General features: G+C 72.2%; 20 protein-coding genes. 9 read left to right on the top strand and 11 right to left on the bottom strand.

The window, feature by feature from the left end; all coding sequences use genetic code 11:
- Positions 1 to 73 precede the first annotated feature (73 nt).
- Together OU416_RS22075 and OU416_RS22070 are read right to left on the bottom strand one after the other, a co-directional pair.
- Complete coding sequence (locus tag OU416_RS22075; protein ID WP_270928911.1) at positions 74 to 883, bottom strand: SAM-dependent methyltransferase; 810 nt, start codon at positions 881 to 883, stop codon at positions 74 to 76.
- 184 nt (positions 884 to 1,067) lie between these two features.
- Positions 1,068 to 1,766: a DJ-1/PfpI family protein gene (locus OU416_RS22070; protein WP_270928910.1), complete on the bottom strand. Its 699-nt coding sequence runs from the start codon at positions 1,764 to 1,766 to the stop codon at positions 1,068 to 1,070.
- Positions 1,767 to 1,837: 71 nt separating this feature from the next.
- Here OU416_RS22070 and OU416_RS22065 point away from each other — a divergent pair, with 71 nt between their 5' ends.
- Complete coding sequence (locus tag OU416_RS22065) at positions 1,838 to 2,791, top strand: GlxA family transcriptional regulator (protein ID WP_270928909.1); 954 nt, start codon at positions 1,838 to 1,840, stop codon at positions 2,789 to 2,791.
- Between the two features lie 118 nt (positions 2,792 to 2,909).
- Here the strand turns inward: OU416_RS22065 and OU416_RS22060 are convergent, their stop codons facing one another.
- The 3 genes from OU416_RS22060 to OU416_RS22050 all read right to left on the bottom strand — a co-directional run bounded on the left by OU416_RS22060 (position 2,910) and on the right by OU416_RS22050 (position 5,808).
- Positions 2,910 to 3,812, bottom strand: coding sequence for an oxidoreductase (locus OU416_RS22060; RefSeq protein WP_270928908.1), 903 nt, complete (start codon positions 3,810 to 3,812; stop codon positions 2,910 to 2,912).
- A gap of 141 nt (positions 3,813 to 3,953) precedes the next feature.
- Entirely contained in the window at positions 3,954 to 4,661 is a 708-nt protein-coding gene (locus OU416_RS22055; RefSeq protein ID WP_270928907.1) for a M50 family metallopeptidase, read from the bottom strand.
- A gap of 169 nt (positions 4,662 to 4,830) precedes the next feature.
- Entirely contained in the window at positions 4,831 to 5,808 is a 978-nt protein-coding gene (locus OU416_RS22050) for a LacI family DNA-binding transcriptional regulator (protein ID WP_270928906.1), read from the bottom strand.
- Positions 5,809 to 5,979: 171 nt separating this feature from the next.
- Here OU416_RS22050 and OU416_RS22045 point away from each other — a divergent pair, with 171 nt between their 5' ends.
- The 4 genes from OU416_RS22045 (at position 5,980) to OU416_RS22030 (ending at position 12,506) form a co-directional block, all read left to right on the top strand.
- On the top strand, positions 5,980 to 7,491 hold the full coding sequence (locus OU416_RS22045) for a sugar ABC transporter ATP-binding protein (RefSeq protein ID WP_270928905.1): 1,512 nt from the start codon (positions 5,980 to 5,982) through the stop codon (positions 7,489 to 7,491).
- Positions 7,484 to 9,424: an ABC transporter permease/substrate-binding protein gene (locus OU416_RS22040; protein ID WP_270928904.1), complete on the top strand. Its 1,941-nt coding sequence runs from the start codon at positions 7,484 to 7,486 to the stop codon at positions 9,422 to 9,424. The genes OU416_RS22045 and OU416_RS22040 overlap by 8 nt, the downstream gene beginning before the upstream one ends.
- Before the next feature lie 85 nt (positions 9,425 to 9,509).
- Positions 9,510 to 11,351: a serine hydrolase domain-containing protein gene (locus OU416_RS22035; protein WP_270928903.1), complete on the top strand. Its 1,842-nt coding sequence runs from the start codon at positions 9,510 to 9,512 to the stop codon at positions 11,349 to 11,351.
- Positions 11,352 to 11,408: 57 nt separating this feature from the next.
- Positions 11,409 to 12,506: a sensor histidine kinase gene (locus tag OU416_RS22030; RefSeq protein ID WP_270928902.1), complete on the top strand. Its 1,098-nt coding sequence runs from the start codon at positions 11,409 to 11,411 to the stop codon at positions 12,504 to 12,506.
- On the opposite strand, the gene OU416_RS22025 is transcribed toward OU416_RS22030, so the two are convergent.
- On the bottom strand, positions 12,494 to 13,795 hold the full coding sequence (locus OU416_RS22025; protein WP_270929103.1) for a M20 family metallopeptidase: 1,302 nt from the start codon (positions 13,793 to 13,795) through the stop codon (positions 12,494 to 12,496). The genes OU416_RS22030 and OU416_RS22025 overlap by 13 nt on opposite strands.
- Before the next feature lie 322 nt (positions 13,796 to 14,117).
- Here OU416_RS22025 and OU416_RS22020 point away from each other — a divergent pair, with 322 nt between their 5' ends.
- Positions 14,118 to 14,948, top strand: coding sequence for an alpha/beta fold hydrolase (locus OU416_RS22020; RefSeq protein WP_270928901.1), 831 nt, complete (start codon positions 14,118 to 14,120; stop codon positions 14,946 to 14,948).
- A complete protein-coding gene (locus OU416_RS22015) occupies positions 14,941 to 15,513 on the top strand; it encodes a TetR/AcrR family transcriptional regulator (RefSeq protein WP_270928900.1) in 573 nt (190 codons plus the stop codon). Before OU416_RS22020 ends, OU416_RS22015 begins: the two co-directional genes overlap by 8 nt.
- 16 nt (positions 15,514 to 15,529) lie before the next feature.
- On the opposite strand, the gene OU416_RS22010 is transcribed toward OU416_RS22015, so the two are convergent.
- Together OU416_RS22010 and OU416_RS22005 are read right to left on the bottom strand one after the other, a co-directional pair.
- Entirely contained in the window at positions 15,530 to 16,285 is a 756-nt protein-coding gene (locus tag OU416_RS22010; protein WP_270928899.1) for an EI24 domain-containing protein, read from the bottom strand.
- 72 nt (positions 16,286 to 16,357) lie between these two features.
- The gene (locus OU416_RS22005; protein WP_270928898.1) at positions 16,358 to 16,567 is read right to left on the bottom strand and encodes a hypothetical protein; all 210 of its coding nucleotides are present in this window, start codon (positions 16,565 to 16,567) and stop codon (positions 16,358 to 16,360) included.
- Positions 16,568 to 16,719: 152 nt separating this feature from the next.
- Between OU416_RS22005 and OU416_RS22000 the strand changes: the two genes are divergently transcribed.
- Positions 16,720 to 17,739 (top strand): iron-siderophore ABC transporter substrate-binding protein, encoded by a 1,020-nt coding sequence (locus tag OU416_RS22000; RefSeq protein WP_270928897.1) that lies wholly within the window; start codon positions 16,720 to 16,722, stop codon positions 17,737 to 17,739.
- A gap of 19 nt (positions 17,740 to 17,758) precedes the next feature.
- On the opposite strand, the gene OU416_RS21995 is transcribed toward OU416_RS22000, so the two are convergent.
- Positions 17,759 to 19,297, bottom strand: a complete 1,539-nt coding sequence (locus tag OU416_RS21995; protein ID WP_270928896.1) for a trypsin-like serine protease — start codon at positions 19,295 to 19,297, stop codon at positions 17,759 to 17,761.
- Between the two features lie 163 nt (positions 19,298 to 19,460).
- On the opposite strand from OU416_RS21995, the gene OU416_RS21990 reads away from it, so the two are divergent.
- Positions 19,461 to 20,276 carry a hypothetical protein gene (locus OU416_RS21990; protein ID WP_270928895.1) on the top strand — a complete coding sequence of 272 codons (816 nt, stop codon included), beginning with the start codon at positions 19,461 to 19,463 and terminating at the stop codon, positions 20,274 to 20,276.
- Between the two features lie 16 nt (positions 20,277 to 20,292).
- Here OU416_RS21990 and OU416_RS21985 read toward each other — a convergent pair whose 3' ends face one another.
- Positions 20,293 to 20,835 (bottom strand): aminoglycoside 6-adenylyltransferase, encoded by a 543-nt coding sequence (locus OU416_RS21985; RefSeq protein ID WP_270928894.1) that lies wholly within the window; start codon positions 20,833 to 20,835, stop codon positions 20,293 to 20,295.
- A gap of 178 nt (positions 20,836 to 21,013) precedes the next feature.
- On the bottom strand, positions 21,014 to 22,270 hold the full coding sequence (locus OU416_RS21980; protein ID WP_270928893.1) for a pyruvate dehydrogenase complex dihydrolipoamide acetyltransferase: 1,257 nt from the start codon (positions 22,268 to 22,270) through the stop codon (positions 21,014 to 21,016).
- Between the last annotated feature and the right edge of the window lie 21 nt (positions 22,271 to 22,291).

Here is a 22,291-nt window from a genome sequence, read left to right as displayed (position 1 = left end):
CGTCGGGCGGTCCGCCCCAATCACACCTTTCCTGACATCTTCGTCGAACCGGCTCGCGCCCCCCGGGACCGCCTCATGGCTTGCGCCCCACCCCCGCGTAGATCTGCGAGCCACCGGGCTCGTCGGCGGCCTGCTCCGGCCGGTCCGACCGCCACAGGGCGGTGCCGACCACACCCGGCTCCACCAGCTCGAAACCGGTGAACAGCTCGGTGACCTCGGCGTGCGTGCGGGTGTGGATCGGGTCGGCGCTGCGCTTCATCACCTCGACCACGCCGGCCATCTCCTCCGGGCTGATGTCGGCGGTGAAGTGCGAGAGCGCCAGGTGGCTGCCGGGGGCCAGCGCGTCGCGGTAGCCGGCGATGATCGCCGGCGCGTCGGCCTCGCGCGGCACGAAGTGGAAGACCCCGGCCATGATCAGCCCGATCGGCCGGTCGAAGTCCAGCAGCCGCCGGGTTTCCGGGTGCTGCAGGATCGCCGCGGGCTGGGTGAGGTCCGCCTGCAGGATGGTGGCGTTCGCGTTGCCCTCCAGCAGCAGCTGGCTGTGCGCCACGGCGACCGATTCGTAGTCCACGTAGACCACGCGCGCCTGCGGATCGGCGGCCTGGGCGATCTCGTGCACGTTGCCGACCGTCGGGATGCCCGAGCCGATGTCGAGGAACTGCCGCACGCTCTGCTCGGCCATGAAGACCACGGCGCGGCGCAGGAAGGCGCGGTTGAGCCGCGCCACGTCGCGCGCGCTGGGCAGCGCGGTCAGGAACTTCTCGGCGAGTGCGCGATCCGCCGCGAAGTTGTGCGCGCCGCCGAGCAGGTAGTCGTAGAGCCGTGCCGCGCTGGGGACTTCTTCGTCGACACCCTCGGGCACCCACTTCGCCAGTTCGCTCACGTCCACCTCGCATTCGCACCGTTGCGTGGCGACCAGACTACTGGGTGACACCACCCTGCCCCGCAAGGCGTAGTGACGATGCAAGATCGGTATCGATCGAGGCGGCCGTTCAGCCCACCGGGCTACCGCGTCCTCGCCGATCGGCGGGGCTGCCGGTCCCGCCCGGTGCGGGACCGGCTTCCACCTAACGCCGCCAGACGGCGCCCCGGCGCTCGTACTCCATGACCGCCTCCACGCCCAGCGCCACCTGTGCGCCGAAGTTCCGCTCCAGCAGCCAGAGCGCCAGGTCCAGTCCGGAGGTGATGCCGCCGGAGGTCACCAGGTCGCCGTCGTCGACCACCCGGCCCGGCATGATCCGGCCGCCCTGCTGCGCGAGGTCCTCCTGCACCAGGTGGTGCGTCGTGCACGGTCGGCCACGGGTGATCCCGGCCGCCGAGAGCAGCATCGCGCCGGTGCACACCGAGGCGAACACCAGGCCCGGTCGCCGGGCCTCGCGCAACGCGGCCGGGAGGTGCCCGCGCTCGATCTCCTGCGGCACGCCGGGCGTCCCGTCGGGCATCCCGTAGCCGCCGCCGGCGACCACGATGAGATCGGCCTCGTGCGGCGCCCAGCCGGCGGCCTCGATGCGGGTGCCGAACGCGGAGGTGATGGTGCCGGGCCCGGCACCGGTGACGAGCCGGGTCTCGACGCGGGGCCCGGTGTGCGCGGCGTGCTGGAAGACCTCGTTGGGCGCGATGAAGTCCAGGTCGTCGGCGCCGTCGAAGACCAGCAGGTGCACGCGGAAGGGGCTGCGCCGCAAGGGTTCGGCCTGCGCGGTGGCGGCCGGGACGGCGGCGGCCGCGGTGACGGCCGCACCGGCCCGGAGGAGTGATCGTCTGTCCATGACGTCGATGCTGATCTTCGCCGCCGGGCGGCGACAGCTCCGGAAAGGACGTTCTCCGTATGCTTCTGGCCATGCACGTGGTGGGCGTGGCCGCCGTCGACGGCGTGGTCGGTTTCGACCTGACCACGGTGTGCCAGGTGTTCGCGGCGGCCCGGCCGCCCGATCAGGACAGCCCCTACGAGGTGCGGGTCTGCGCCGCGCCCGGCACCCGGGTGACCGCGGTGGGCTCCGACTGCTTCCAGCTCACCGCGCCGTTCGCGCTCGACGAGCTCACCTCGGCCGACACGATCCTGGTGCCCGGCGTGCAGGACTGGACCCGGCCGTGGCCACCGCAGGTGCTGGAGCTGCTGACCGACGCCGCGGCGCGCGGCGCCCGGATCGCGTCGATCTGCACCGGCGCGTTCGTGCTCGCCGCGGCGGGACTGCTGGACGGCATGCGGGCCACCACGCACTGGAACGCCGCGCGGCACCTGGCCGGGACCTACCCGCGGGTCGAGGTCGATCCCTCGGTGCTGTTCGTCGACAACGGGCAGGTGCTCACCTCGGCCGGGGTCTGCGCCGGGGTGGACCTGTGCCTGCACCTGATCCGCCGGGACCACGGTTCCGCCCTGGCCGCCCGCGCGGCCCGGCTGATCGTGATGCCGGCGTTCCGCGAGGGCGGGCAGGCGCAGTTCATCTCCTACGAGCTCCCGAGCGGCAGCCTCCGGCCCACGATGGACTGGATGCGCGACAACCTGCACCGGGATCTGCCGCTGGCCGAGATCGCCCGGCAGGCGAGCATGAGCGTGCGCACCTTGAACCGCCGCTTCCGGGACCTCACCGGTACGACGCCGCTGCAGTGGCTGGTCCTGGCGCGGGTGCACCGCGCGCAGGAACTCCTGGAGACGACGGACCTCCTGGTCGAGGAGGTCGCCGCGCGCTCCGGGTTCGGCTCCGCGGCGGCCCTGCGCCGCCACTTCGCCGACCGGGTCGACACCACGCCGACCGCCTACCGCACCGCGTTCCGCGAGCGGTCGGCGCGGTGAGCAGCCTCAGGGCGAGCAACTGGCGCTGCGGTTCCGCGGGTGGCTGCCGTGAGCGTTTTGGGGTGCTATCACGCCCCAAAGCACTCACGGCGGCCTGACCAGTGGAAACGGAGCTGACTCAGTGGGCTTCTTCGAGGGTTTCGCCTTCGGCGACCAGCGCGTTCAGCGCGGTGATGTCGGCTTCGGAGAGCTCGACGGTGGCCGCCGCGGTGTTCTCCTCCAGGTGCTCCGGCGAGGAGGTGCCCGGGATCAGCAGGACGTTGTCGGCGCGGCGCAGCAGCCAGGCCAGCGAGATCTGCGCCTGGGTCGCGCCGTGGCGCTCGGCGATCCCGCGCAGCACGTCGTCCTCGCGCGCCCGGCTGTCGGCGAAACCGGAGCCCAGCGGGAAGAACGGGACGAACGCCGCACCCGACTCGGCGGTCTTCGCCAGCAGGTCCGCCGCGGTGCGGTTGACCACGTTGTAGAGGTTCTGCACCGCGGCGATCTCGGTGTGCTGCTCGGCTTCCTCGTACTGCTCGACGGACACGTTGGACAGTCCGATGGCGCGCACCAGGCCCTGCTCGCGCAGTTCCGCCAGCGCGCCGAGCTGGTCGGCCAGCGCGATCCCGCGGTCCACGGTGTGCCGCAGGTAGACCAGGTCCAGCGCTTCCAGGCGCAGCCGTCGCAGGTTGTCGTGCACCTGGGCGCGCAGCGCGTCCGGGTGGTTCAGCGGCAGCCACGCGCCCTCGTGGTCGCGGTGGGCACCGATCTTGGTGGCGAGCACGAGGTCGTCGGCGTAGGGGTGCAGCGCCTCGGCGATCAGCTCGTTGACCACCCACGGGCCGTAGAAGTCGCTGGTGTCGATGTGGTCGATGCCCAGCTCCACGGCGCGCCGCAGCACCCGGACCGCCCGGTCGCGGTCGGCGGGCGGACCGAACACGCCGGGACCGGCCAGCTGCATCGCGCCGAACCCGACCCGGCCGATCTGGCGGTCCGCGGTCAACTGGAACACGCCACCCAGGGCGTTGGAAGCACTCGTCACGCCGCGATGCTGCTAGAAAACGCCACCTCCGGCAAGGAGCTCATCCTCACACCCGTGAGCGTTTCGGGGCGCTACAACACCCCAAAACGCTCACGGCCCACCTACCCAGGCCGAACCCGCCAGCCACACGCAACCCCCACCTCACAGCTGCGGCATGAGGAGCAGCCAGGTGCCGCCCAGCACGAGGGCGACCAGACCGAGCAGGAACCACAGCACCAGCCACAGCCCGGCGGGCACTCCCGTCATCCGGGCGAGCTGGTCGGCGTCGGAGTTGGCGGCCCGGCCGCGCGAGCGCTTGCGGCTCAGCTCGGAGATCGGCCGCAGGCCGCCGATCAGCAGGAACCAGCTCAGCAGGGCGCAGCACAGCGCCTGCCAGGCAGGGGTGGCGAACCAGGACACCGCGAAGAGCCCGCCACCGGTCACCAGGATCGACAGCACGCCGTAGGCGTTGCGGATCGCGAGCAGCATGGCCGCCAGCAGCGCGATGAAGCCCCACAGCATCACGTGCGCGAGGTCGGCGGTGACCAGCCACGCGCCGCCCAGCCCGAGCAGCGAGACCGCCGGGTACCCGGCGAACAGGGTGAGGACCATGCCCGGCCCGGTCGCCTTGCCGGTCGACACGGTGAGCCCGGAGGTGTCGGAGTGCAGCCGGATTCCGTTGAGCTTGCGCCCGCTGAGCAGCGCGACCACCGCGTGCCCGCCCTCGTGCGCGATGGTCACGACGTTGCGCAGCGGCAGCCAGGTGGTCCGGTTGAGCACCAGCACCAGCGAGACCAGCCCGGCGACGAGCGCGGCGACGTTGCCCGAGTCGAGCAGCTGCGCGGACCACTCCCGCACTAATTCGTCCACAGCAGACACCTGAGGTTCGGGGTTCGGGACCGCGACCCAGCCTAGCCGAGGCACCCGGCCGCTCCCACCGGCAGACCGCTGCGCAACTTCCATTGAAATCAGACGTCCGATTTCCGTTGAAATCGCGGCAGTCCCCACCCGGACGGCGCGCAGGGGCCTCGACCACCGCTCAGGTCGAGGCGCGGACGATGAGTTCCGGGGTGATCGCCGTGCTCCGGGGCGCTGCCGCGTCGTCGGCGAGGCGGGCGTCGAGGATGCGGACCGCTTCGGCCGCGATCTGCTCCTGCGGTTGGCGGACCGTGGTCAGGGCCGGGCGGGAGAGCTCCGCGTAAGGGATGTCGTCGAAGCCCGCGACCAGCACGTCCTGCGGCACCCGGACGTCGTTGCTCGCCAGCTCGCCGAGCACGCCCAGGGCGATCGTGTCGTTGCCGCAGACGATGCCGTCGGGCAGATCACCGCGCTGCAGCAGCAGTTTCGCCGCCTGCTGGCCCCACTCCTTGCTGAAGTCGCCCAGCAGCACGTCATCTCCGTCGCCCGCCGCGCGGCGGTAGCCGTCGAGCCGGGCCTGGGCGGCCGAGTCGGTCGGCTGCGCGCCCACGAACACCAGGCGCTTCGCGCCGCGCTCGGTCAGGTGCCGCACCACCTGCCAGACCCCGGCCTCGTTGTCCACGCCGACCCAGCTGCTGGCGAAGCCGTCCACCCGCAGGTCGAGCTGGATCACCGGGATGCGGGCCGCCGCCGTGGCCAGCACTTCGCCGCTGCGCTCGCGGTGGCACGGGATCAGGATCAGCGCGTCGACGCGGCGGTCCAGCAGCGCGCGCACCTGGCGCTGCTCGACCTCCGGTTCGTAGTGCGAGTTGGCCAGCAGCAGGCTGCGCTGGCCGTCGTGCAGCCGCTTCTCGATCGACTCCACGAGGGTGGCGAAGAACGGGTTGGCGATGCGGGGCACGACCATGCCGATGGTGTGCGTGGTGCGGCTGCGCAGCGAGGCCGCCACGACGTTGGGCTCGTAGTCGAGCTCGCGGGCCGCCGCGAGCACCTTGTCGCGGTTCTCCGCCCGCACGCCGCGCTGCCCGGACATCGCGCGCGACGCGGTCGCCACCGAGACCCCGGCCCGCGCCGCCACATCGTGGATCGTGACGCCCACGCCACCTCCTCCGCTCGCAGCCGGGCGCACCGTCGCGCTGCGGCCGATCGGAGTGTAATCGGTTACGCAACCATTGTGCCGCTTGACAGCAGATCTCTCATGGTTCATCGTGGCCCAGCTACGGAAACCGATTACAGTTTCCGCGCTCAACGACGAGTGGAGCTGACGGTGATGGCCGACGACGGGCACCTGGAGCTGATCGGGGTCTCCAAGACCTACCCCGGTGTGCGCGCCCTGGACGCGGTGGACTTCGACCTGCGCCCCGGCGAGGTGCACGTGCTGCTCGGCGAGAACGGCGCGGGCAAGAGCACGCTGATCAAGATGATCGCCGGCGCGCACCGGCCGGACACCGGCGAGATCCGGGTGGACGGCCGCCCGGTGCGCTTCCACGGCCCCGAGGACGCCGAGCGGCTGGGCATCGCCACCATCCACCAGGAGATGGCGCTGGTGCCGCAGCTGACCGTGGCCGAGAACATCTACCTGGGCCGCCCGCCGCGCCGCTTCGGCGTGATCGACCGCCGCGCGATGCGCCGCCGGGCCGCCGAGCTGATCGAGCGGATGGGCCTGGACCTGCACGTCGACGCCGTGGTCGGCGAGCTCGGCGTCGCGCACCGGCAGCTGGTGGAGATCGCCAAGGCGCTCAGCCTGGACACCCGCTTCCTGATCATGGACGAGCCGACCGCGGTGCTCAGCCGCGCCGAGGTGGACCGGCTGTTCGGCATCGTCGGCGACCTCACCGCGCAGGGCGTCGGCGTGGTGTTCATCTCCCACCTGCTCGGCGAGGTCGCCGAGATCGGCGACCGGGTCAGCGTGCTGCGCGACGGCGCCAAGGTGGCCGAGGTGCCCGCGGACACCGATCCGGACGAGCTGGTGCGGCTCATGGTCGGCCGCACCGTCGACCACCAGTACCCGCCGCGCGAGGCCGAGATCGGCGAGGTGCAGCTGGAGGTCCGCGGGCTGACCAGCCACGGCGTGCTCGCCGACATCGGCTTCACCGCGCGGGCCGGGGAGGTGGTGGGCATCGGCGGCCTGGTCGGCGCGGGACGCACCGAGCTGGTGCGGGCGCTGTTCGGCGCCGACGGCTACGACGAGGGCGAAGTGCTGGTCGGCGGGCAGTCGATCCCGTCCGGCGACATCGCCGCGGCCCGCGCCGCCGGGCTCGCGCTGGTCCCCGAGGACCGGGCCGGTCAGGGCCTGGTGCTGGGCGCGTCGGTGGCCGAGAACCTGGGCCTGGCAACGCTTTCCGACCGCACCCGCGCCGGGCTCGTCGACCTGGCCGGGCAGCGGCGCGCCGCCGCGGAGTCGGTGCAGCGGCTGCGGATCCGCACCGCCGGGCTGGACCAGCCCGCGCTGACCCTCTCCGGCGGCAACCAGCAGAAGATCGTCATCGGCAAGTGGCTGCTGGCCCAACCGCGGGTGCTCATCCTCGACGAGCCCACCCGCGGCATCGACGTCGGCGCCCGCGCCGAGATCTACGAACTCATCAACGAACTCGCCCGCGCGGGCACCACGGTGCTCGTCGTCTCCAGCGACCTGCCCGAACTGCTCGGCCTCAGCGACCGGGTGCTGGTGCTGGCCGACGGACGGCTGCGCGGCGAGCTCAACGGTGCCGAGGCGACCCAGGAGCGCGTGCTGGCGCTCGCCGTCTCGGCGGAGCACACCGGAGGAGAAAGCGATGCCTGACAACGAGGTCGGCACCACCCCGCGCTGGCGGGCCGCGCTCGGCCGCGCCGGCGGACCGCTCGGCGGGCTGGTCGTGCTGGTGGTCCTGCTGGCGCTGTTGTCACCGGACTTCCTGACCGCGAACAACCTGCTCAACGTGGGCGTGCAGGCGTCCGTGGTGGCGGTGCTGGCGTTCGGCATGACGTTCGTGATCGTCAGCGGCGGCATCGACCTGTCGGTGGGCAGCGTCGCCGGGCTGGCCGGGATCGTGACCGGCTGGGCGGTGACCTCGGCCGGGCTGCCGCTGTGGCTGGCCGTCCCGGTCGGCCTGGCCGCGGGTGCGCTCGCCGGCCTGGCCAGCGGTGTGCTGATCACCGCAGGACGCGTTCCGCCGTTCATCGCGACGCTGGCGATGCTCAGCGTGGCGCGCGGGCTGGCGCTGGTCATCTCCGACGGCAGGCCGATCGGGGTGGACGGCTGGCTGACCGAGATCGGCAGCGGCGAGCTGTTCGGGGTGCTCCCCTACCCGGTGCTGGTGATGCTGGCGATCGGGCTGATCACGGCGTTCGTGCTGCGGCGCACCTACACCGGGCGCGCGATGTACGCGATCGGCGGCAACGCCGAGGCGGCGCGGCTGTCCGGCATCAAGGTCACCCGCCAGCGGCTGCTGATCTACGCGCTGTCCGGGCTCTTCGCGGCGGTGGCGGGCATCCTGCTCGCGGCGCGGCTGTCCTCGGCGCAGCCCGAGGCGGGCACCGGCTACGAGCTGGACGCGATCGCGGCGGTGGTGATCGGCGGGGCGAGCCTGGCCGGTGGTGTCGGGTCCGCGCTGGGCACCTTCGTCGGCGCGCTGATCCTCGCGGTGCTGCGCAACGGCCTGAACCTGCTGGACGTCTCGGCGTTCTGGCAGCAGGTCGTCATCGGTGCGGTGATCGCCGCGGCGGTGCTGTTCGACACCGTGCGCCAGCGCCGGCGCAGCGGGCGGCGCGGCCCGGGACTGCTGCGCACACCGGCGATCCGCCGCGCGACGGCGGCGGTGACCGCGCTGCTGGTGGTGGCCGCGGGCTGGGCGGTCTACCAGCGGCAGAACGCCGCCGACGACGGGCGGCTGCAGATCGCGCTGTCGGTGTCCACTTTGAACAACCCGTTCTTCGTCGACCTGCGCCAGGGCGCGCAGGAGGAGGCCGACCGGCTCGGCGTCGACCTGCGCGTCACCGATGCCTCCGAGGACGCCTCGCAGCAGGCGAACGCGGTGCAGAACGCGATCGCGCAGAACGCGGACGCGATCGTGGTCAACCCGGTGGACTCCGACGCGGTGGTGCCCTCGGTGAAGGCGGCGAACGCCGCGGAGATCCCGGTGATCGGCGTGGACCGCGCGCCCAGCGACGGCATCGTGGTCACCACCGTCGCCTCCGACAACGTCGCGGGCGGCCGCCTGGCCGCGCAGCAGCTGGCTCAGCTGGTCGGCGCCGGTCCGGTCGCGGTGCTGGAGGGCCAGCCCGGCACCTCCGCGGCGCGGGAGCGCGGCCAGGGCTTCACCGAGGAGATCCGCAACCACCCGGGCATCCAGGTGGTGGCCTCGCAGCCCGCGGACTTCGACCGCACCAGGGCGCTGGACGTCATGCAGAACATCGCGCAGGCACACCCGGAGATCCGGGGTGTCTTCGCGGCCAACGACGAGATGGCGCTGGGTGCGATCACGGCACTGGGCTCCCGCGCGGGCACCGACGTCAAGGTCGTCGGCTTCGACGGCACGCCGGAGGGCCTGGCGGCGGTCCAGGCGGGCACCGAGAGCGCCGACGTGGCTCAGCAGCCGAAGCTGCTCGGCAAGGCGGCGGTGGAGCAGGCGGTCCGCGCGGCCCGCGCCCGCGACCTCGGCCCCGGAGCCCCGACCAACATCCCGGTCCAGGTCGTCACGAAGGACACCGTGGAGGCCTTCCTCCGCGGTCAGTGATCGCCGGAAATCGCCGACGCGACCGATGCGGGATCGGTCGCGTCGGCGATGTGCCGGGCCGGGTGCTCGCCCGAAGCTGACGGGCATGATCAAACGACTGGTGGTCGGCCTGCTGACCGCGGCCGCCGCGCTGCTGACCGCGGCTCCGGCGCTGGCCGCCGCACCGCCGCCCGGCCTCGAGAAGTGGATCGACGACTACCTCGCCGCGGCCATGGCCGAGGAGGAGATACCCGGCGCCGCCGTGACCGTGGTCGCCGGTGGCGAGCAGGTCATCAACAAGGGCTACGGGCTGGCCGACGTCGAGAAGGGCATCCCGGTCGATCCCGACCGCACCCGGTTCCTCGTCGGCTCGCAGGCCAAGCTCTTCACCGCGCAAGCCGCGCTGCAACTGGTGCACGAGGGCAAGCTGGACCTCGACGCCGACGTCAACCGCTACCTGAGCACGTTCCAGATCGAGGACACCTACCCCGGGCAGCCGGTCACGCTGCGGCACCTGCTCACCTACACGGCCGGGTTCGACGAGGACCACATGGTCGGGATGCTCGTCCACCGGGAGCCGCTCGCCGAAGGGCTCGCCAAGTACCAGCCCGCCAGGGTCAGGCCGCCGGGATCGGGCGTGGTCTACAACAACTACGGCACCGCGCTGGCCGGGCACCTGGTCGAGGTCGCCTCCGGCATGCCCTACGCCGACTACGTCGAGCAGCACGTCTTCCAGCCGCTCGGCATGAACGACTCCGACGCCCGCTGCGGCGGCAAGGGCGACACCACCGCCTACCTCGGCGACGGCACTCCCACCGAGGCGACCTGCGGCTACATGATCCCCGGCGGCACCGGTCCGACGTCGACGCCCGCCGACATGGGCCGCTACATGCTCGCCCAGCTCGACCGCGATCCCAGGCTCGGCCCCGGCATCGCTGCGGAGATGCAGCGCCAGCAGCACACCGAGCACCCGGCGCTGCGCGGTGTCGGCTTCATCTTCGAGCACATCCAGCACAACGGTCATCCGCTGCTGTTCAAGGGCGGCGAGATGCCCGGCATGAACTCCTACATGCTGTTCGTGCCGGAGCTCGACCTGGGCATCAACATCGTCGCCAACGGCGACGGCGAGGGCGGTGAGGGGATCGACGGCATCGAGCTCGTGGAGGCGCTCGTCGACACCTACCTCCCGGCCAGGGCACCCGCGCCGCGCACCCCGCTCCAGGCCGACGCCGACCAGTACACCGGCTGGTACCAGGCGGGCCGGACCAGCCGGTTCAGCATGTACAAGGTCAAGGCGCTCTGGCGGAAACCGGTGCACGTCACCGCCAACGGCGACGGCAGCATCCGCACCACCGGCCTGTCCGGCGGGCCGAAGGACTGGGACCAGGTCGAGCCGGGCCTGTTCGCCGAGCGCGGCGGGTGGGGGCTGATCGCCTTCCCGGAACCGGGGCAGCTCGCCATCGACGGCAGCACCAACGTGTTCGACCGGATCGGCGCCGGTGACCTTCCGCAGCTGCACCTGGGCATGTTCGGCTTCGGCGCCGCCGCCGGGCTGCTCGCGGTGGCCGGATTCCCCCTGCTGGCCGCGATCCGCCGCGCGCGCCGCCGTCCGGCGCATCCGCGAGGCGCCCGGATCGCCCGCGCCACCGGATGGTTCACCGGTGCGGTCGTGGTCACCTTCGTCGCCTGGTTCGGCGCCATCATGCTCGACGAGCCCGCTGCGACGACAGCCGTCGTGGAGGCCACGCCCACGCTGATCGCGCTGCTGGTGCTGGCTTCGGCGACCGTCCCGCTGGCCGCCCTGATGGTGTTCTGCGCGCTCGGTGCGTGGTGGCGGCGCTGGTGGCGGTTGCCCGGCCGGATCGCCTACACCGCGCTCACCCTCGGCGCGGTGTCCTTCGCCGCCGCCGCGCTGATCTACAACTTCGCCGGCCTGCACTTCACGTAGATTGGTGCCGCCATGCCACGACTCGCCGTTCTGCTCCGCCGAATTCCACCATCCCTTGTGGACTCCGGCATCGCGCTGGCCGTGCTCGCCGCCCACACCGCGCCGTTCCTGGTCACCACCCGGGTCGCCGCCCCCGAGACCGGCTGGACGCTCGCGCAGTACCTACCGGTGCTGGGCGAAGCGCTGCCGCTGCTGTGGCGACGGCGGGCGCCGCTGCTGGTCTTCGCGCTGGTCATCCTCGCCACCGCCGCCTACACGCTGAACGACCCGGACACCGCACGACAGCCGGTCGCCTACGCGGCGCTCGTCGCCACGTACACGCTGGCCGCCGCGGGCAGCTCCCGGCAACGCGCCCGGGGGCTGGCGCTGCTGGGCGTCGGTGCTGCCCTGGAGCTCGGTGGCGTCGTGCTGCACGCCGGTGCGGAGACGGTCGTGCACGGCATCGTGATGTACGCCGCGGCCTGGGCCGCGGGCCGGGCCACGGCGCACCGGCAGGCCCACGCGCGGCAGCTGGAACGGGAGCGGGAGCTGGAGGCGCAGCGAGCAGCGGCACGGGAGCGCGCCGTGATCGCCCGGGACATGCACGACATCCTCGGGCACGCGATCAGCCTGATGATCGTGCAGGCCGAAGCCGGTCCGGTGGTCGTGCGCAGCAAGCCGGAGCGCGCCGAGCGGGCGTTCGACGACATCGCCGCGGCCGGGCGCAACGCGATGACCCAGGTACGCTGGCTGCTCGGGCTGCTGGACCGGCCCGCCGACGGTGGCGCGCCCACCGCGGACCAGATCCCGACGCTGGTCGAAGGGGTGGCGAGGGCCGGCCCGAAGACCTCCCTGGAGGTGTCGGGCACTCCTCGCCCGCTGGCGCCGGACGCGGAGCTGGCCGCCTACCGCGCGGTGCAGGAGGCGCTCACCAACGCCATCAAGCACGCGAACGCCGCGGAGATCTCGGTGACCCTGGACTGGCGGGCCGACGACCTGCTCATCACGGTCACCGACGACGGGCGCGGCGACACCGGCGGCACGAACGGCCACGGGCTCGACGGCGTCCGGGAACGCGCACTGGCCTGCGGCGGCTCGGCCGAGTTCGGCCCCGGACCGGGCGGGCGGGGCTGCTCGGTGGCGGTGCGGCTGCCGGTGGAGCGTCAGTCGAAGTAGCCGGGGACGTCGAGGGTTCCGCCCGCGGCCTGGAACTCCGCGTCGACCGCTTCGCGCAGCGCGGCGTCGGTCAAGTAGTCCACTGTGGTCAGCGCGAGGCCGACCGCGCCGTCGAGCACCGCCCGGTCGCCTGCCGGACTTCCCGCCGCGGCGGCGAATTCCGCCGTGTGCAGGGCCAGGTTCGGGTCGCCGAGGCCGATCATCGGGTGGATCGCCGGGACGCGGTAGCTGATGTTGCCGAGGTCCGTCGAGCCGGTCAGGTACTCCGGGACCACACCGCGCGGCAGCGACGTCCGGCCGCGGCGGGCCTGGTGCTCGGCCCAGCGGGCGGCCAGCTCGTCGTTGTGCCGGATCGGCAGGTAGGCCGGGTTGTTGTCCCAGTTCAGCTCCACCCCGCAGCCCGTCATCGACGCCGCGCCGTGCGCGATGGCCTCGATCCGGGACGCCAGGTCGCGCAGCGATCCCGGCTCGGCGGAGCGCACGTAGAACAGCGCCGCGGCGCGATCGGGCACCACGTTGGGGCGCTTGCCGCCGTCGGTGATGATCCCGTGCACCCGGTCCGTCGACGGCATGTGCTGGCGCAGCGCCGCGACGCCCTGGTAGGTCGCCACCACCGCGTCCAGCGCGTTGCGGCCCATGAACGGCTGCGCGGCGGCGTGCGCGGCCACGCCGTGGAACACCACTTCGACCTGCCGCCGCCCCAGGAACGGGTGGGTGGCGATGTCGTGCGAGAACGGGTGCAGCATCACCACCGCGTCGACGTCGTCGAACAGTCCCGCGCGGGCCAGGTGCTCCTTGCCGCCACCGCCTTCCTCGGCCGGGGTGCCGAACAGGCTCACCCGGCCTCCGGTCGCGGTCACCGCCGATGCCGCGGCGAGGAACCCGCCCACCGCCGCCGAGCAGATGATGTTGTGCCCGCACCCGTGCCCGATGCCCGGCAGCGCGTCGTACTCGGCCAGCACCGCCACGTGCGGACCCGCACCGCCGACCGCGGCGCGCAGGGCCGTGTCCAGCCCGCCGACACCCACCTCGGCGTCGCACCCGTGGCGGCGCAGCAGCTCCGCGGCCTGCGCCGCGGACCGGTGCTCGGCGAACGCTTCTTCCGGGTGCGCGTGCAGGTCGCGGCTCAGCGCGACGAGGTCGTCGGCGTGGACGTCCACCCACTCCTCGACTTCCGCGCGCAGGATCTCACCGGCCCCGGCGTGCTCGGAACGGATCGGCGCGGCCGCGGCCACCGCCCGCTCGGTGGCGGCGGAAACGGCGCGGAGGTACGAGTCGTCCGGCTGCACAGGCTTCGTCACACCCCGACTCTAGGTGCCCACCCCCGCCGCCGGGGAGCCTCAGCACCTGCTCACCCCGCGAGAAGTTCAGTTTCCCCTGGTCAAAGACCGTGAGCGTTTTGTGGTGCTATGACCCCACAAAACGCTCACGGGCCCCACCTGCGGAAGTGCACCCGACATCATCAAGCGCGCCCCGTCGTCACCCTTACATCGCGGCATGCGCGCGACATCATCGTCGGCGTCCAGCGCTCCTCCCCTGAGCACGCGGCTTGACACTGTTGGCTAACGACTTTAGCTTTTAGCTAATCGAGTTAGCCAACGGGAGGTCGCGATGACCGAACACCTCGCCGTCGACGGCGGCACCCTCGCCTACGAGGTGACCGGCTCCGGGCCGCTCGTCGTGCTGGCCCACGGCATGGGCGACAGCCGCGAGGCCTACCGGCACATCACCCCGGCGCTCGTCGCGGCCGGACACCGCGTCGCCGCCGCGGACCTGCGCGGCTGCGGCGAGTCCAGCACCGGGTGGCCGTCCTACACCCGAACCGACATCGCGGGAGACCTGATCGCCCTGGTGAACCACCTCGGCGGCCCGGCGGTGCTGGTCGGGCACTCGATCTCCGGCGGAGCCGCCACGATCGCCGCGGCGAAGGCTCCGTCGCTGATCACCGCGGTCGTCGAACTCGCGCCGTTCACCCGCGAGCAGCAGATCGCGCTCGGCGACCTGCGGGTGGCCCGCTTCCGCCGCGGCATGCTCCGCCTGCTCGGCGCGGCCCTGTTCGGCAGCGTCCGGCTCTGGAAGGAGTATCTGGAGATCGCCCACCCCGGCCCGAAACCGGCGGACTGGGACGCCCGCCTCGCCCGGATCGACGCGCTGCTGCGCGAACCCGGCCGGATGAAGGCCATGCAGCTGATGGGCCGGTCCGCGCCAGTCGACGCCGGGACGCAGCTGGGCAACGTCGGCTGCCCGGTGCTGATCGTGCAGGGCACCCTCGACCCCGACTGGGCTTCCCCGCGGGCCGAGGGCGAGGCGATCGTGGCGGCGCTGCCGCCCGGCCTGGGCCGGCTTGAGATGATCACCGGCGCGGGCCACTACCCGCACGTCCAGTTCCCCGCCGAGGTGGTCACCGCGATGCTGTCGTTCCTGGAACCCGCCCGTGCCTAGGGCCGGACTCGACCCGAACGCCGTCGTCGCGGCCGGAGCGGCGCTCGCCGACGAGGTCGGCTTCACCGGGCTGACCATGGGCCTGCTGGCCGAGCGGGTCGGCGTGCGAACACCGTCGCTCTACAAGCACATCGCCAACCAGGACGACCTGAACCGCCGGATCGCCGCGCTCGCCCTCACCGAAGCGGCCGACGCGGTGGGCGCCGCCGTGCGGGGCCGCGCGGGCCGGGACGCCCTCGCCGCCGCGGCCCGCGCGTTCCGCGGCTTCGCGCTCGCCCACCCCGGCCGGTACGCGGCCACCGTCGGCGTCGAGCCGACCGGCCCGGACGATCCGATCGCGGTCGCCGGAGCACGGCTGCTGGACTCCTTCACCGCGGTGCTGCGGGGCTACCCCGTCGAGCCGGATCAGCTGGACCACGCGCTGCGCGCGGTGCGCAGCTCCTTCCACGGCTTCGCCACCTTGCAGGCCGCGCACGGCTTCCAGTGGTCCGCCGACGTCGACGAGAGCTTCGAGTGGCTCATCGACCTCGTCGACCAGGGACTGCGCCGGTCCACACAGGACTAAGAGGCCCAGACAGGCTCTAGCGCGCGTCCCGCGGCGTCGGCCCGAGAACCCGGTGCGCCAGCAGCGTCCCGCCGACCACCGCCGACGGGATCACCACCAGCTGCAGCACCGGGACCAGGCACAGCAGGTAGGTCGGCAGGCCGAAGCCGAAGGTCGCGGCCCGGTACCCGCGCAGCGCCCGGCGCCGGTCGGCGAGCTTGAGCCCGCGCCGCGTGAAGACCAGGCCGACCATCTCCAAGGTGATCAGCCACGAGCCGAACAGCGCGCCGAGCACCAGCGCGGCGATCTGCCCGGCCACCGGGATGAACCCGATCGCGAACAGCACGATCGCGCCGGTCAGCGCGATCAGCACCAGCTTCACCGAGTCCTTCACCCCGCGGCCGAGCTGGCGCATCACGCCGGCACCGTCGTCGGAGGTGTCCAGCCCCAGTTCCTCTTCGGCCTTCTCTGCGATGTGCTCGTAGAACGGTCCGCCGATGAGCAGCGTGATCGCGATGAACGACACCGAGGCCAGCAACGCCGCCGAACCGACCAGCGCCACGCCCACCAGGATCCGCAGCGCCCGGCGCCCGACATCGCCCCAGCCGTCGGCGAACGGCGTCATCCAGCTGACCAGGTCACCGCTGAAGTAGATCAGCGCACCGAGGCAGCCCAGCAGCAGCGCGGCGCTGATCAGCGCGGGCAACGCGCCGAGGAGCAGCAGCTTCGGGCGACGCAGGATCAGGCCGAACCCGGTGCCCAGGGCGCGGAATCCGGCGAGGAACGAACTCATCAGGGCACATCTCCAGTCCGGGGTGTCGATCGACAGACACGGTACCGGCAGCCGGATGTGCCCGGGGTGTGATCAGCGCACCGCGCGATGGCGCCGGTGCCGGGGCGTCCTGGGCGTGCGTGCGCCGAACGGCCCGGGATTGCGCCGGTCAGCGCAGCGGTTGGCGTGCAGCTCGACCAGCAGGACGTCGGGATTCTCCCCGGCGTGACTCCGCCAGAGCATCCGCAGCAGCTCGTCCTCGGAGAGCACCCAACGGCGGCCGAAAACGTCATCGTCACTCATCGCGACTCCAACGCTGGTTGATGTGCGATCGCTCTCCCAGCCACGATACGCCCTCGCGGCGCCCCGGTGATCCGATTCACCAGCGGATCACCGGCACCCTGAGTTAGGTTAGCCTTTCTTCCACGAGATGTCGGACTACTAAGGACGCGGAGATGACTCCTCCCCCAGCAGCCGCCCGCAGCATCGGCCGGCGGGGCTTCCTGATCGGCGCGACCGGCGTGCTCGCCGCCGCCGGGCTGGCCGCCTGCGGCACCAGCGGCGCTCCCGGCGAGGCCGACAGCCCGCAGGGCGGCCCGGGATTCCCGGCGAGCATCCCGAACCGGTACGGAACCGCGGAGATCAAGGCCGCCCCGCAGCGGATCGTCAGCCTCGGCATCACCGACCACGACGTGCTGCTGCCGCTCGGCGTCGTCCCGGTCGGGCTGACCAAGTGGGGGCCGTGGGAGAGCGGCGTCGGCCCGTGGGTCGAGCCGATGCTCCGCGGCGAGAAGCCGAAGATCTTCGGCAGCGAGGTCGACGCGGAGGGCGTCATCGCGCTGGCCCCCGACGTCATGCTCGCCCTGCAGAGCGCCCTGACCCAGGAGCAGTACAACCGGCTGACCAGCTTCAACCCGGTGGTGGCGCAGCCGCCGGAGGCGATCGACTACGGGGTGAACTGGCGGGTGCAGGCCGAGACCATCGGCCGTGCGCTGGGCAAGCAGGACGAGGTCGCCAAGCTCCTCGCCGACACCCAGGCGCGCATCGACCAGACCCGCGAGGCCAACCCGCTGTTCCAGGGCAAGACGCACGTCACCGTCCGCACCGACTCGGCGGGCACCTACGCGGCCTACACCAAGCAGGACGCCCGGACCGCACTGCTGGAGCAGCTGGGCCTGCGGCTGTCCCCGGCCATCGAGGGGCTGGACAGCGGCGGCAAGTTCAACGTCAAGATCAGCAAGGAGCAGGTCTCGCTGCTGGACGCCGACGTCGTCATCGTCACCACGGCGAAGGCGACCGACGTGGACGCGGTCCGCAACGACCCGCTGCTGAACAACCTCCCCGCGGCCAAGCGGGGTTCGCTGATCCTGCTGGACGACTACGACCTGACGATGGCCCTCGGCTCGGCCACGGTCTCCAGCATCCCGTTCGCGCTGGACCACCTCACGCCGAAGCTCGTCGACGCCCTGAGCTGACCGGGTTGCCGCGGGCTCCTCACCGGCGGTTTCCGGTGAGGGCGCAGTCCGGGCGGGACAGGTCCAGCTCCGATCCTTCGCCGAGGCAGGCCGCGATCAGGTGGACCTGCTGGCCGTAAGCACGCCCCTGCACAGCGGTTTCGGTCCCGTCCGGCCCGACCTCGCAGGGATTGTCGGCGGTGCACTGCTCGCCGTCGCGGTTGTGCGTGCTGTGGATCCCCACGACCGTGCTGCCGTCCGGCGCCAGCAGAGCCGCGCCGGAAGTGCCGGGCCACGGAGCGCAGTCCTCGCCTGCGGCGTAGCGGATCGAATCGTCCTGCTGGTAGCCGCCTTCCCGCAGGTGCGGGACCACTGCCTCGGCGAGGCAGCTGAAGCGCCGGCTGGTGTAGGCCATGGTCAGCGGGTCGCCCGCGCGCACGGGACCGGACGCGAGCTCGAAGACCTTCGCGCCCTCACCGGCGAGTTGGCCGTAGGTCTTGTCGAGGCGGTACAGCGCGATGTCGGTGCCGGTCATCGTCGCGTACACCAGCCGGTTCGCGCGGGCGGTGCTCTGCGGGTAGCCCTGCGGATCGGCGATGGGCACTTCGAGATCCGCGGGCTGGTCCACCAGCGCTTTCCCCGGCTCGGGCCGCTGCTCGACGCAGTGCCCGTTGGTCAGCAGCAGCGCCGGATCCTCGGGCCGGGCCGTCGGCGTGCGGACCACCGAACCGACGCAGCCGTTGAGCTCGACCGCGCCCTCCACGTTCGGGATCCGGTCGTCCGGCGGCACGTCGGTGCCGCCGATGATCCCGTTGATCCAGTCGGCGTGCCTGGTGACGTCGGTGAACAGCGTCGGAGAACTCTCCCCGCCGCCCGGGCCGCTGACCACACCGGCGATCGCCCACTCGCCGCCTTCGCGGACCAGCGCCGGACCACCGGAATCCATGTTGCTCGAAGCGACGCTGCCGTCCCGGCTGCCGATGCACAGCTCTCCGGGGCTCGCTTCCCGGCACGCCGAACTCGGCTGCACCACGGTGTCGGCCTCCCGCAGCTTCTCCGTGAAGCAGCCGGGATCGTTGCTGTCATCGCAGGTCATTCCCCAGCCCATGATGCGCACCGGGGTGTTCTCCGGTGGTGTGGCCGAGGCGATCCACACCGGTTCGGCGCGGACCGGGGTCCGCAGGTGCAGCAGCGCCAGGTCCTTGCCCCAGAAACCGCCCTCGTCCTGGTGGGTGGCCAGCCGGTAGTAGTGGTCGACCTCGGCGACCTCTCCCCCGCCGCCGGTCTCCAGCGACCCGATCCGGACCTGCCAGCCCCGCGGCACGCCCACCCGAGCGCCCGTCGGATTCTTGCCCGCGCAGTGGCTGGCGGTCAGAACCCATTGCGGAGCAAGCACTTCCACGCCGCAACCGTGCCCGTCGGGATGCGGTGATCTGGGGAAGGACGGCTGGAACGAACCCATGAACGGATAGGGCCGGGCCGACTCGGTACCGCCCAGGACGGCTTGTGCGGGCACGGCGCCCACCAGCGGCGCGGTCAGCGCGAGCACCGCGCCGAACAGCAGAGAACGACTTCGCATGTGCCCCACCGTGACCGGCCGATGTCCGCGCGTCTCGATCACCGTGTGACGGTTCTGCTACGAAACCGAGCCCTGATCCGGTGAAACCCTGCGTGGACGTGGCGACGAATGATCGTCCTGGTGGTTCACTTCCTGCTCGACGCCCACCCCGAGGAGGAGTTCCGTGGCCCGTCTCGTGCCCTTGTTGCTCGCCCTGGTCCTCGCAGCGCTGCCGATCCCGGCGAGCGCGCAGGAACGCACCGGCCGATCGTGCGCGTCCACTCTGGACTGCAGCGCGGCCGAGCTGGAGGCCCTGCCGCTGACCGAGCGGCTCGCGTTCGTCCGAGCCGTGCAGGACCGGGTTTCGGCGGAGTACATCCCCGGTTTCCGGCACTGGCGCAACATCGAGGGCATCATCGGCTTCTTCATCGAGAAGGGCTTCGGCGAGCGGGGTTCCTGGGTCTCGCACGTCGACGCCGGCATCCTGGAGGGCATCGAGCGAGGCACCGCGATGGCCCTGGGCGTCTCCGACGACGACGGCGGCAACCCGGGATCGCACCTGTGGGCCGACTACCTCCGCCGCATGCAGCGCGGCGAGCTGACCGACCGCTGGACGCACGACCCGGCGTGGGGCAACGCCGAACAGGCCTCGACCGAGCACGGCCTGCGCCTGGCCGAGGCCAACGGCGCCCGCCCGACCCGGATCGACTGGCAGATCTTCCAGTTCAGCGAGCTCTACCGCTGGATGCTCCGCAACCCGCAGGCCGCGCTGCTGATGCTCAACGAGAACCTGGACCGGGCGACGGGAATCCCGCTGGTCCCGGCCGACTTCCTGCGCTGGTTCACCGACGTGACCACGCCGGTCCCCACTCACCGAGGCGCCCACGTGGCGCACGACCTGGCGGTGCCCAGCCTGATCGGAGCCCCGATCAGCACCCTCCAGCTCCTCCTCGCCTACGCCCCCGAACTCACCCGCATCTACCGGGAGGAAACGGCCTGAGCAGTCGGCGAGTGCTTCACGACGTGCCGTCCCCCGGCCCGTGCAGGACCGAGTCGACGTGCCGCAGGACCTTCGCCTTCAGGTCCAGCCGGGGGAGCACGGCGAGGCGCGCTGTTTCCGCCGCGACATCGGAGTAGAGGTCGATCAGCGCGCGCCACGCCCGCGCGCCGTCCGCCGGGTCGTACTGGGCGAAGATCGGCGCGATCCTCGCGTGGTAGTCGTCCGGGAGCCACTCCTGGAGGTGGTGCCCGTTGTGCCAGGTGTCGATTGCCCCGCCGGACCGGGCTGCCGCGTTCCACTCCAGCACGGTCAGGAGCAGATCGCGCATCTCGGCTTGGCGGAGAGCAGCGGGCCAGAGCTCGCCCCGGGCGAGGTAGATCGGGGCCTGAGTCGCCTCGAACCAGAACTCGTGCTGGTTCTCCTCGAACTCCTCGGCGGTCGGAGGGGACTGCTCGGGAGGAGCCGTCGTCGCAGCGGGAAGACCGGCGGTGATCCCCGTCTTGTCGCGGTGCACGACGTAGCCGCGCTGGTAGAGATCGTCCAGGCCGTCGGACTTCATCCGCTCGACGCAGCGCTGTACTGGCGCGCGACCTCGTACGGCTGTGGGGCGCGTTCGTGGTTGAGCTGCGGTGTTCGGCGGTTCACCCGGAAACCGCGGAGTTGGTACGCGCGCGTGAAAAGGCCCCTTCCGCGAGATTCGGGGGTCTTCGCGGAAGGGGCCTTGGCCTCACCAGGTGTCAGGCGATGATGCGGATCGGGTCCTCGAGCAGTGCCGTGAACTGCTGGAGGAACGCCGCGCCCACCGCGCCGTCCACCGCGCGGTGGTCCGCCGAGAGCGTCACGCGCAGGATCTTGCGGGCCACGAACTCGCCGTCGCGGACCTGCACCTCGTCGCGGGCCGCGCCGACCGCCAGGATCGCCGCCTCCGGCGGGTTGATCACCGCACTGAACTGCTCGATGCCGAACATGCCCAGGTTGGAGATCGAGAAGGTGCCGCCGGACATCTCGTCCAGCTTCAGCTTGCCCTCGCGGGCGCGCCCGGCCAGCTCGCGGCTCTCCGTCGCGATCTCCGAGACGCTCTTGCGGTCGGCGTCCTTGACCACCGGCACCACCAGACCGCCCTCGATCGCCACCGCGACGCCGAGGTTGATCCGCTTGTGCTTGAGCAGCTTGTCCCCGGCGAACGAGACGTTCACCGACGGGTTCGCGCGCAGCGCGGTGGCCACCGCCTTGACGACCAGGTCGTTGACGCTGACCTTCGGGCCGCCCGCAGCCGCCAGCCGCTCGTTGAGCGTGCCGCGGAACGCCATCAGCTCGGTGACGTCGATGGCGCTGGTCAGGTAGAAGTGCGGCGCCTGCTGCTTGCTCTCCGTCAGGCGCTTGGCGCTCACCTTCTGGATCTTGTTGAGCGGGACCTCCTCGACGTCCTCGCTCGCCGCCACGACCGGAGCGGCCGGAGCAGCGGCGGGGGCGGCCGGGGCGCTCGGGGCGGCGGCAGCGGCGGCCTCGATGTCGGCGCGGATGATCCGGCCGCCGGGGCCGGTGCCCTGCACCGTGGCCAGGTCGACGCCCTTCTCCTTGGCGACCGCCTTGGCCAGCGGCGACGCCTTCGGCTTGGCGCCCTGCTCGGCGGGCGCAGCAGCAGGAGCGGCGGCCGGAGCCGGGGCAGCAGCCGGGGCCGGGGCTTCAGCGGCCGGAGCCGACTCGGCAGCCGGGGCGGCGGGCGCCGGGGTGGAAGCGGCTTCCGCCGCCGCGCCGGAACCGTCGCCCAGGACGCCGATCGGGGTGCCGATCGGCACCGTCGCGCCCTCCTCGACGAGGATCTTCTCCAGCACCCCGTCGTCGTAGGCCTCCAGCTCCATGAGGGCCTTGTCGGTCTCGATCTCCGCGATCACCTCACCGCGGCTGACCTGGTCGCCGACCTTCTTGCGCCAGGTCGAGATCACGCCCTCCTCCATGGTGTCGGAGAGCCTCGGCATCTGAATCTCAGTCATCGTCTTCCTCGGGTGAGACAG

Source organism: Saccharopolyspora indica (genome assembly GCF_027853965.1).
Lineage (GTDB): Bacteria > Actinomycetota > Actinomycetes > Mycobacteriales > Pseudonocardiaceae > Saccharopolyspora > Saccharopolyspora indica.
This window is presented reverse-complemented; position numbering and strand designations above follow the sequence as displayed.

What these genes read in the sequence shown, in the direction of transcription:
- OU416_RS22020 (WP_270928901.1), top strand. Translation starts at nt 14,118, where the DNA reads ATGACCGAACACCTCGCCGTCGACGGCGGCACCCTCGCCTACGAGGTG.
- OU416_RS22065 (WP_270928909.1), top strand. Translation starts at nt 1,838, where the DNA reads ATGCACGTGGTGGGCGTGGCCGCCGTCGACGGCGTGGTCGGTTTCGAC.
- OU416_RS21980 (WP_270928893.1), bottom strand. Translation starts at nt 22,270, where the DNA reads ATGACTGAGATTCAGATGCCGAGGCTCTCCGACACCATGGAGGAGGGC.
- OU416_RS21985 (WP_270928894.1), bottom strand. Translation starts at nt 20,835, where the DNA reads ATGAAGTCCGACGGCCTGGACGATCTCTACCAGCGCGGCTACGTCGTG.
- OU416_RS22005 (WP_270928898.1), bottom strand. Translation starts at nt 16,567, where the DNA reads ATGAGTGACGATGACGTTTTCGGCCGCCGTTGGGTGCTCTCCGAGGAC.
- OU416_RS21995 (WP_270928896.1), bottom strand. Translation starts at nt 19,297, where the DNA reads ATGCGAAGTCGTTCTCTGCTGTTCGGCGCGGTGCTCGCGCTGACCGCG.
- OU416_RS22045 (WP_270928905.1), top strand. Translation starts at nt 5,980, where the DNA reads ATGGCCGACGACGGGCACCTGGAGCTGATCGGGGTCTCCAAGACCTAC.
- OU416_RS22070 (WP_270928910.1), bottom strand. Translation starts at nt 1,766, where the DNA reads ATGGACAGACGATCACTCCTCCGGGCCGGTGCGGCCGTCACCGCGGCC.
- OU416_RS22000 (WP_270928897.1), top strand. Translation starts at nt 16,720, where the DNA reads ATGACTCCTCCCCCAGCAGCCGCCCGCAGCATCGGCCGGCGGGGCTTC.
- OU416_RS22040 (WP_270928904.1), top strand. Translation starts at nt 7,484, where the DNA reads ATGCCTGACAACGAGGTCGGCACCACCCCGCGCTGGCGGGCCGCGCTC.
- OU416_RS22035 (WP_270928903.1), top strand. Translation starts at nt 9,510, where the DNA reads ATGATCAAACGACTGGTGGTCGGCCTGCTGACCGCGGCCGCCGCGCTG.
- OU416_RS22010 (WP_270928899.1), bottom strand. Translation starts at nt 16,285, where the DNA reads ATGAGTTCGTTCCTCGCCGGATTCCGCGCCCTGGGCACCGGGTTCGGC.